The sequence below is a fragment of the Serratia sp. NPDC087055 genome (assembly GCF_044900985.1).
Classification (GTDB): domain Bacteria; phylum Pseudomonadota; class Gammaproteobacteria; order Enterobacterales; family Enterobacteriaceae; genus Serratia.
Genome location: NZ_JBJDOG010000010.1, coordinates 18,853 through 27,451 on the forward strand (window position 1 = coordinate 18,853; position 8,599 = coordinate 27,451).

The 8,599-nt window shown below is 53.9% G+C and carries 9 protein-coding genes and 1 riboswitch; of the genes, 6 read left to right on the forward strand and 3 right to left on the reverse strand.

Annotation, left to right across the window (positions count from 1 at the left end; all coding sequences use genetic code 11):
- Nucleotides 1-81 precede the first annotated feature (81 nt).
- A riboswitch (TPP riboswitch) is annotated at nt 82-206 on the reverse strand.
- Between the two features lie 39 nt (nt 207-245).
- Nucleotides 246-749 (reverse strand): sigma D regulator, encoded by a 504-nt coding sequence (gene rsd, locus ACI2J2_RS24050; RefSeq protein WP_404761019.1) that lies wholly within the window; start codon nt 747-749, stop codon nt 246-248.
- A 99-nt stretch (nt 750-848) separates the two neighbouring features.
- Here rsd and nudC point away from each other — a divergent pair, with 99 nt between their 5' ends.
- The 6 genes from nudC (at nt 849) to ACI2J2_RS24080 (ending at nt 5,224) form a co-directional block, all read left to right on the forward strand.
- Nucleotides 849-1,616 carry an NAD(+) diphosphatase gene (gene nudC, locus ACI2J2_RS24055; RefSeq protein WP_265557166.1) on the forward strand — a complete coding sequence of 256 codons (768 nt, stop codon included), beginning with the start codon at nt 849-851 and terminating at the stop codon, nt 1,614-1,616.
- 39 nt (nt 1,617-1,655) lie between these two features.
- A complete protein-coding gene (hemE, locus tag ACI2J2_RS24060) occupies nt 1,656-2,720 on the forward strand; it encodes a uroporphyrinogen decarboxylase (protein WP_404761020.1) in 1,065 nt (354 codons plus the stop codon).
- A gap of 9 nt (nt 2,721-2,729) precedes the next feature.
- Nucleotides 2,730-3,416: a deoxyribonuclease V gene (gene nfi / locus ACI2J2_RS24065; RefSeq protein ID WP_209640452.1), complete on the forward strand. Its 687-nt coding sequence runs from the start codon at nt 2,730-2,732 to the stop codon at nt 3,414-3,416.
- A 48-nt stretch (nt 3,417-3,464) separates the two neighbouring features.
- Nucleotides 3,465-4,055, forward strand: coding sequence for a YjaG family protein (locus ACI2J2_RS24070; RefSeq protein WP_209640455.1), 591 nt, complete (start codon nt 3,465-3,467; stop codon nt 4,053-4,055).
- 188 nt (nt 4,056-4,243) lie between these two features.
- Nucleotides 4,244-4,516 carry a nucleoid-associated protein HU-alpha gene (gene hupA / locus ACI2J2_RS24075; protein ID WP_012004757.1) on the forward strand — a complete coding sequence of 91 codons (273 nt, stop codon included), beginning with the start codon at nt 4,244-4,246 and terminating at the stop codon, nt 4,514-4,516.
- Between the two features lie 69 nt (nt 4,517-4,585).
- On the forward strand, nt 4,586-5,224 hold the full coding sequence (locus tag ACI2J2_RS24080) for a DUF1481 domain-containing protein (protein ID WP_245210110.1): 639 nt from the start codon (nt 4,586-4,588) through the stop codon (nt 5,222-5,224).
- Between the two features lie 45 nt (nt 5,225-5,269).
- On the opposite strand, the gene purD is transcribed toward ACI2J2_RS24080, so the two are convergent.
- Nucleotides 5,270-6,553 carry a phosphoribosylamine--glycine ligase gene (gene purD / locus ACI2J2_RS24085; protein ID WP_265557163.1) on the reverse strand — a complete coding sequence of 428 codons (1,284 nt, stop codon included), beginning with the start codon at nt 6,551-6,553 and terminating at the stop codon, nt 5,270-5,272.
- Between the two features lie 48 nt (nt 6,554-6,601).
- Nucleotides 6,602-8,191, reverse strand: a complete 1,590-nt coding sequence (gene purH, locus ACI2J2_RS24090) for a bifunctional phosphoribosylaminoimidazolecarboxamide formyltransferase/IMP cyclohydrolase (protein WP_209640462.1) — start codon at nt 8,189-8,191, stop codon at nt 6,602-6,604.
- Between the last annotated feature and the right edge of the window lie 408 nt (nt 8,192-8,599).

Here is an 8,599-nt window from a genome sequence, read left to right on the forward strand (position 1 = left end):
GTTGCTTGTCTGGAGCTCGGAGGGAGTAATGATGCTGGCCAGCAGGACGGGATTGTCCCAAATTGGGGCACCTGCCTATGGCGATAGATTACTCTTGTTCCCTTCGCGGGTATTAACCCGATCAGGTTCCGCGGATCCCGAATTAACGGTCTCAGCCTGGCCAATTTGATGAACAAATCAGGCGCTAGGCACTCCGACAAGATGCCCCCCAGTATAGGAGGGATAATAAAAAACACTACAAAATTTTAACGGGTCTGATCCAAGGAGGCGTCCGTCAGGGCTTGTTGCCAGGCTTCAGCTGCCAATTGGATCAACTTATCTTCCAGGGTAAAACGTGCTGCCAGCGTTTCACCGATATTTGACAACGCCTGATGGAATTCCAGACACACATCCTGATCAATATCTACTTCGGTATAGCGATCGTGGAAGGCCATGATCTGCTCTGTATTGGCCCAGAGCTTGGGGTAGATGTTAACTGCCAGAGACATTTTGGGACTGGATGCGCCTTCCACTTGTTTGATAATTCTGTCATAGATATGGAAATGACCGGCAGAGAGATAATCCACCAGATTATGGCAAAAGTTCTCCAGCGCTTTTTCATTCAGCGGCGTATGCTTTTCTTTATTCGGTTTGATGCCCACGAGGGTGCAATAGGCGACCAGCAATTGCTTGCGAGCCTGAAGCCATTGATCAACTAATTCATTACTACCACCAACGCGCTGAGTCAGGCTTTCCAAACGGTTGAGCATGTTTGACTCCGTAAGTAATAAAACGTAACAGTAAGTTATTAAAATGTAACAAGGCCGATTTGTAGAGTGCCAGTGAAGCTGAGGTTGTGCAACAACGATATGGAACTTGCATTAACAGGTAATGAAAATGGCTGGTGGATCGTCAGCCATGAAAGCAAACTTTGGTTACCGAACGGTGAACTGCCGTGCGGTTCTGCGGCATCATTCTCCCTGCAAGGGCGAATGGCACGCGCTATTGGCGAATGGGAAGGGCTGCCGGTCTGGTTGGTACGGCATGCAATGCCGCAGGAAATGGGCTCGGTACGCCAACTGCTTGAACTCGATCGCGGGTTGTTTCAACTCGCAGGGCGCGGCGTGCAACTGGCCGATTTTTACCGTTCTCATCGTTACTGCGGTTACTGCGGCCATGAGATGCACCTCAGCCGTACCGAAAGCGCCTGCCTGTGCAACCATTGCCGGGAGCGTTACTACCCGCAGATAGCCCCTTGCGTGATTGTTGCCATTCGGCGCGATGATGAGATCTTGTTGGCACAACACGTGCGGCATCGCGGTGGTATTCATACCGTACTGGCGGGCTTTGTTGAGGTTGGCGAAACGCTCGAGCAGGCGGCAGCCCGTGAGGTCATGGAGGAAAGTAATATTGAAATCAAAAACCTGCGTTATGTCACTTCGCAACCCTGGCCGTTCCCGCATTCGCTGATGATGGCCTTTATGGCCGATTACCACCGGGGTGAGCTCCGTCACGACCCCAAAGAACTGTTGAATGCCGGCTGGTACCGCTACGATCAGTTGCCACTGTTGCCACCGCCCGGTACCGTGGCGCGCCGTCTGATAGAGGACACCGTAGCCTTATGCCGTGAGCAATAAATCGCTACAATACCGGCAGATGAATAAGGGAGCCCCATAATGAATGAGTTGAAGAACGATCGTTACCTGCGCGCACTGCTACGTCAGCCGGTGGATGTGACCCCTGTATGGATGATGCGTCAGGCCGGTCGTTATTTGCCGGAGTACAAGGCCACCCGTGCTCAGGCCGGTGATTTCATGTCGCTGTGCAAGAATGCGGAACTGGCCTGTGAGGTTACGCTGCAGCCACTGCGCCGTTTTCCACTGGATGCTGCCATTCTGTTCTCCGACATCCTCACCATTCCCGACGCTATGGGGCTCGGTTTGTATTTTGAAACCGGCGAAGGCCCACGTTTTTCCTCGCCGATTACCTGCCGTGCTGATGTGGATAAACTGCCTGCGTTCGATCCGGAAGTGGAGTTGGGTTATGTCATGAACGCAGTGCGCACTATCCGTCGTGAGTTGAAAGGTGAAGTACCGCTGATTGGCTTCTCTGGCAGCCCGTGGACGCTGGCAACGTATATGGTGGAAGGCGGTAGCAGTAAGGCCTTTACCAAACTGAAAAAGATGATGTACGCCGAGCCAGCCACGTTACATTTGCTGCTGGATAAGCTGGCGGACAGTGTCATTTTGTATCTCAATGCCCAAATTAAAGCCGGTGCACAGTCTGTGATGGTATTCGATACCTGGGGCGGGGTGCTGACGGGGCGTGATTACCGTGAGTTCTCGCTGCACTACATGCATAAAATTGTCGACGGCTTGCTGCGTGAAAATGACGGCCGGCGCGTACCTGTCACGTTGTTCACCAAAGGCGGTGGTCAGTGGTTGGAAGCCATGGCGGCCACGGGTTGTGATGCCTTGGGCCTTGACTGGACGACAGACATCGCTGATGCACGCCGCCGCGTAGGGGATAAAGTAGCACTGCAGGGCAATATGGATCCTTCCATGCTGTATGCGTCGCCTGAGCGTATCGGTCAGGAAGTGGAAACTATTTTGACGGGCTTTGGCCAGGGTGAAGGACATGTGTTCAATTTAGGCCACGGTATTCACTTGGACGTGCCACCGGAAAACGCCGGTGCGTTCATTGAAGCAGTCCACGCGCAATCAGGGAAATACCATCGTTAAGGAACTGACGTGATTGATACTCAAACCCTGCGTGCAGAGCAACTGCTGCGCGCCTCCGAAGTCATTCGCCAGGATGATTTTTTGGTCGACCCTCCGGCCTTTGTCGCCGGGGCCGACGTGGGCTTTGAGCAGGAGGGGGCGGTGACTCGTGCAGCTATCGCCATCCTGCGCTATCCGTCACTGGAGCTGGTTGAATACCAAGTGGCCCGTGTGGCTACCACCATGCCTTATATCCCCGGTTTTTTATCGTTCCGTGAATATCCCGCGTTGCTTGCCGCCTGGGAGCAATTGCATCAGAAGCCAGACCTGGTTTTTGTCGACGGCCATGGGATCTCGCACCCGCGCCGTTTGGGTGTTGCCAGCCATTTTGGCCTGTTGGTCAACGTGCCGACCATCGGTGTCGCTAAAAAGCGCCTGTGCGGTAAATTTGCTCCCTTGGATGCCGCAGCCGGAGCGTTGGCACCGCTGGAGGACAACGGTGAGCAGCTTGGTTGGGTGTGGCGTAGTAAAGCACGCTGTAACCCGCTGTTTATTTCCACTGGCCACCGCGTTGGGGCCGACACTGCACTAGACTGGGTTCAACGTTGTATGGCCGGTTACCGTTTGCCGGAACCCACTCGCTGGGCCGATGCCATCGCCTCGCGCCGACCGGCCTTCCAGCGCTGGTTGCAGCAGCATCCAGAGATGCCGCAATGACCGATTTCGGTTACACTGCGGCGCAGATAACGCGTAAGAGAGTGAATAATGCTACGTAACCCGATTCATTTACGTCTGGAAAAACTTGAAAGCTGGCAACATTTGACCTTTATGGCCAGTTTGTGCGAGCGTATGTACCCGAATTACCAGATGTTCTGCCTGCAAACCGAGTTCGGCGATCCGGCGATTTACCGTCGCATTCTGGATTTGGTGTGGGAAACGCTGGTGGTCAAGGACGCCAAGGTCAACTTTGACAACCAACTGGAGAAGTTGGAAGAGGCGATCCCTTCGGCAGAAGATTACGATCTTTACGGTGTTTACCCGGCGATTGACGCCTGTATTGCATTAGGGGAACTGATCCATTCGCGACTCAGCGGGGAGACGCTAGAGCACGCCATCGCCATCAGTGAAACGTCAATTCGCACTGTGGCGATGCTGGAAATGACTCAAGCCGGTAAAGAAATGACCGACGATGAGCTCAAGGTTTTGCCTGCGGTAGAGGAAGAATGGGACATCCAATGGGAAATTTTCCGCCTGTTGGCTGACTGTGAAGAGCGTGATATAGAGCTGATCAAAGGGTTGCGTTCTGACCTGCGAGAGGCGGCGGTAAGTAATATCGGGATAAATTTAACGCAATAAGGCAAGAAAACGTGATTTAACGCCTGATTTGTCATGCCTTAAGGCTTCACATCCGCACCCTGTCTGGTCTACATTTGGGGGGCGTAAAAAAAGTGGCTATCGGTGCGTGTATGCAGGGAGTGCTGTCCATCGGCATATCCGTCGCACTCGATGCTTTGCAAACGATAAACACACTGTAAGGATAACTTATGAACAAGACTCAACTGATTGATGTAATCGCGGACAAGGCTGACCTTTCCAAAGCACAAGCTAAGCTGGCTCTGGAATCTACCCTGGCTGCTATTACTGAGTCTCTGAAAGAAGGTGATGCAGTACAATTGGTTGGTTTCGGTACTTTCAAGGTAAACCACCGCAACGAGCGCACTGGTCGTAACCCGCAGACTGGTAAAGAAATCAAAATCGCAGCTGCTAACGTGCCTGCGTTCGTTTCTGGTAAAGCACTGAAAGACGCAGTTAAGTAATACTGCGTGTTCGTGAAAAGATTAAACAGGGGGGCAATCGCGCCCCTTTTGTTTATCCGACAGGCGCTTATGGTCATTGGCATTGCCGGTGGCCTGAGCGCCTGCAGCAGTCATTCCGATCTTCCTGCCTTTAGTGCCAGCGGTTATGTTGCCGATCAGGGTGTTGTCCGGCTGTGGCGTAAAGACGACGATCAGCATCGCCCAGTGGTGTTGATGAGCGTCTATAGCCCTTATCGTGGCCCGGGTACAGTCACCACGCTTTACGAATATCAAAATGGCACGCTGCGACAGATTAAGCGTACCGACGCTGATGGCGATCGCGACTCTATCCAATTGCGCTTTGCCGATGACGGTAGCGTGAGCTTTATGCAGCGCCAACTGGCCACGCGGCGTGAACCACTGACCACAGACGAAATCGCGTTGTATCAGTATCAGGCGCGACGAGTGCTTGAAGTCAGCAATGCGCTGCGCGCCGGTAAGGTGAAACTGCTGCAGGGGCATTGGCAGCAGGGCGTAGTACAAACGTGCGATGGACAAACGCTAAAACCGGGGCTCGATGGCAGTGCCGAAGCATGGATTGCGCGACGTGCCAGCAACAGCAGTCAGCCGGTGAATATAGCTTGGTTGGAAGCGCCGGAAGGGAGTGAGTTGTTGCTGGTGGCAAACGATGATTTTTGTCGTTGGGAACCGAAAGAAGACCAGCTATAAAAAAGGCCCCGCATTGCGGAGCCCAAGAGATTTTCAGCGTTCAGATCATTTGCCGCGTGCAATCGCGCGATAGCCAATGTCTTTACGGCAGAAACTGCCCGGCCACTGAATACCCTCCGCCAGCTGATAAGCACGTTGTTGTGCTTGCGCTACCGTTTCACCGAGTGCGGTTACGCACAGTACACGCCCACCACTGGTCACCACGTCATTGTCCTGCATGCGAGTACCTGCATGGAACACCTTACCGTCGGCGCTTTCCTGTTGCGGCAGACCTTGAATAACATCACCATTGTTGTAATCACCTGGGTAACCACCGGCGGCCAGCACTACGCCTAGCGCAGGGCGTTCGTCCCATTCAGACGTTTTCTCATCCAGCTTGCCTTCCGCACCGGCCAGACACAGCTCAACCAGATCGGAACGCAGACGCAACATAATCGGTTGGGTTTCTGGATCGCCAAAGCGGCAGTTGAATTCAATTACCTTAGGCTGACCGTCGGCAGAGATCATCAGACCCGCATACAGGAAGCCAACGTAGGTATTGCCTTCCGCTGCCATGCCGCGTACGGTTGGCCAAATAACCTGGTCCATGGCGCGCTGGTGGATCTCATCAGTGACGACAGGTGCCGGAGAGTAGGCCCCCATACCACCGGTATTGGGGCCAGTATCGCCGTCGCCGACGCGCTTATGATCTTGGCTGGTAGCCATAGGCACCACGTTCTCACCGTCGACCATCACGATAAAGCTGGCCTCTTCACCGTCGAGGAACTCTTCGACCACGATGCGGTGGCCCGCATCGCCAAATGCGTTCCCGGCGAGCATGTCCTGTACCGCGTCCTCTGCTTCCTGCAGCGTCATGGCAACGATCACGCCTTTGCCGGCAGCCAGGCCATCGGCCTTGATGACGATAGGGGCACCTTTGCTACGTATGTAGGTTAGCGCCGGCTCAACCTCGGTAAAGTTCTGGTACTCGGCGCTTGGGATATTATGGCGGGCCAGAAAATCTTTGGTGAAGGCTTTGGAGCCTTCTAATTGTGCTGCAGCTTGGGACGGTCCAAAGATTTTCAGACCGGCGGCTTGGAAAGCATCAACCACGCCAATCACCAGCGGTGCTTCCGGCCCGACGATGGTGAGACCGATATCGTGGCTCTGGGCAAAGGCAAGCAGGGCCGGGATATCGGTAGCGGAGATCGCGACGTTCTCCAAATTGCTTTCCAGAGCGGTACCGGCGTTACCCGGTGCAACATAGACTTTATCTGCTAAGGGTGACTGAGCGGCTTTCCAGGCAAGTGCGTGTTCACGCCCACCGTTGCCGATAATCAAAATATTCATCAGGTGCTCCACGCTAAGCGTGCGCCGTCGCGCACGCGGCAAAAGGGATTAATGGCGGAAGTGGCGCATGTCGGTAAAGATCATCGCGATACCGTGCTCGTTGGCAGCGGCAATCACTTCATCATCACGGATCGAACCGCCTGGTTGGATCACGCAACGGATGCCCACGGCTGCAGCAGCATCAATGCCATCGCGGAACGGGAAGAAAGCGTCAGATGCCATCGCGGATCCTTTGACTTCCAGACCTTCGTCAGCGGCTTTGATCCCGGCGATCTTGGCTGAGTAAACACGGCTCATCTGGCCGGCACCTATGCCGATCGTCATGTTGTCACGGGCATAAACGATAGCGTTGGATTTCACAAACTTGGCGACTTTCCAGCAGAACAACGCATCTTGCAGTTCTTGCGCCGTTGGCTGGCGTTCGGATACCACGCGCAGATCGCTTTCACTGACCATGCCCAAATCGCGATCTTGCACCAGCAGGCCACCGTTGACACGTTTGAAGTCGAGAGCGGCAACGCGTTGTTGCCATTGACCACAGGCCAGGACGCGGACGTTTTGTTTTGCAGCCAGCAGTGAGCGGGCTTCCTGACTGATGCTTGGCGCGATAATCACTTCTACAAATTGACGGCTGATAATGGCTTGCGCGGTAGCGGCGTCCAGTTCGCGGTTAAAAGCAATGATGCCGCCGAAAGCAGAGGTAGGGTCGGTTTGATAGGCGCGTTCATAGGCCGCCAGAATATCGTCGCCGATTGCTACGCCACATGGGTTGGCGTGCTTGACGATCACGCAGGCGGGCTCGGCAAACTCTTTCACGCACTCCAGTGCGGCATCGGTATCGGCGATGTTGTTGTAGGACAGCGCTTTACCTTGTAGCTGTTCCGCGGTAGCGACAGAGGCTTCCTGAACGTTCTCTTCTATATAGAAGGCAGCTTGCTGGTGGCTGTTTTCACCGTAACGCATATCCTGCTTCTTAATATAGTTGAGGTTGAGCGTCCGAGGGAAACGGCCGGAAGGCTGCTCGGTATCACCGTGGTAGGCCGGAACCAGTGCGCCGAAGTAGTTGGCAATCATACTGTCGTAGGCAGCGGTGTGTTCGAAGGCTTTAATCGCCAGATCAAAACGGGTGGCGTATTGCAGCGAACCGTCGTTGTTATCCATCTCGGTAATAATAGCGGCGTAGTCGCTGCTCTTTACTACGATGGCGACATCTTTATGGTTCTTGGCCGCGGAGCGCACCATGGTTGGCCCGCCGATGTCGATGTTCTCAACAGCGTCCTCCAGTGAACAGTTCGGACGAGCGACTGTCTGGGCGAACGGATACAGGTTTACTACCACCATATCGATCGGCTTGATGTCATGCTGGCTCATGATGGCATCGTCCTGGCCGCGGCGGCCAAGAATGCCGCCGTGTACTTTGGGGTGCAGAGTCTTTACTCGTCCATCCATCATTTCCGGGAAGCCGGTGTAGTCGGAAACTTCGGTAACAGGCAGGCCGGCATCTGCCAGTAGGCGGGCAGTACCACCGGTGGAGAGCAATTCAACGCCACGCTGGGAAAGCGCTTCGGCGAATTCAACGATTCCGGCTTTATCAGAGACGCTGAGCAGGGCCCGGCGGATTGGACGAGGTTGTTGCATGGTTTTATCCCTTGGCTTTGAAGTCGCAATAAAAGAGCGTTACGTGAATTTCCACCTTCTTCTCTCTATAAAGAAAGGTTTTTCTCTATATAAAGGGGCAAGCAGGCACAGATTCAGGTAACGCCCCCATTAAAAGGGGAGCGTTTCGTCGCGGGGAATTGTAGCGAAAACGTTTGCGTGGCGCTCGTAAATTTTCCGTTCAAATGCATTCTGTGGATAAGTTTGTGTACAACAAGGTATAAGGAGGGGTTTTGCTGTGGAATGCAGCAAACGATCGATTTTGTCGAAAATACCTATTGCGACCTTCTGAGAACTCCCTATAATGCGCCTCCATCGACACGGAACATGTGAACAACTTCACAGAGTCTCCGGGGTTCGAAGAGAAAAAATCCTGAAATTTAGGGGTTG

Excerpts from the sequence above, each read along its gene's own strand:
- rsd (WP_404761019.1), bottom strand. The coding sequence starts at position 749 with ATGCTCAACCGTTTGGAAAGCCTGACTCAGCGCGTTGGTGGTAGTAAT.
- nudC (WP_265557166.1), top strand. The coding sequence starts at position 849 with ATGGAACTTGCATTAACAGGTAATGAAAATGGCTGGTGGATCGTCAGC.
- hemE (WP_404761020.1), top strand. The coding sequence starts at position 1,656 with ATGAATGAGTTGAAGAACGATCGTTACCTGCGCGCACTGCTACGTCAG.
- ACI2J2_RS24070 (WP_209640455.1), top strand. The coding sequence starts at position 3,465 with ATGCTACGTAACCCGATTCATTTACGTCTGGAAAAACTTGAAAGCTGG.
- hupA (WP_012004757.1), top strand. The coding sequence starts at position 4,244 with ATGAACAAGACTCAACTGATTGATGTAATCGCGGACAAGGCTGACCTT.
- ACI2J2_RS24080 (WP_245210110.1), top strand. The coding sequence starts at position 4,586 with ATGGTCATTGGCATTGCCGGTGGCCTGAGCGCCTGCAGCAGTCATTCC.
- purD (WP_265557163.1), bottom strand. The coding sequence starts at position 6,553 with ATGAATATTTTGATTATCGGCAACGGTGGGCGTGAACACGCACTTGCC.
- purH (WP_209640462.1), bottom strand. The coding sequence starts at position 8,191 with ATGCAACAACCTCGTCCAATCCGCCGGGCCCTGCTCAGCGTCTCTGAT.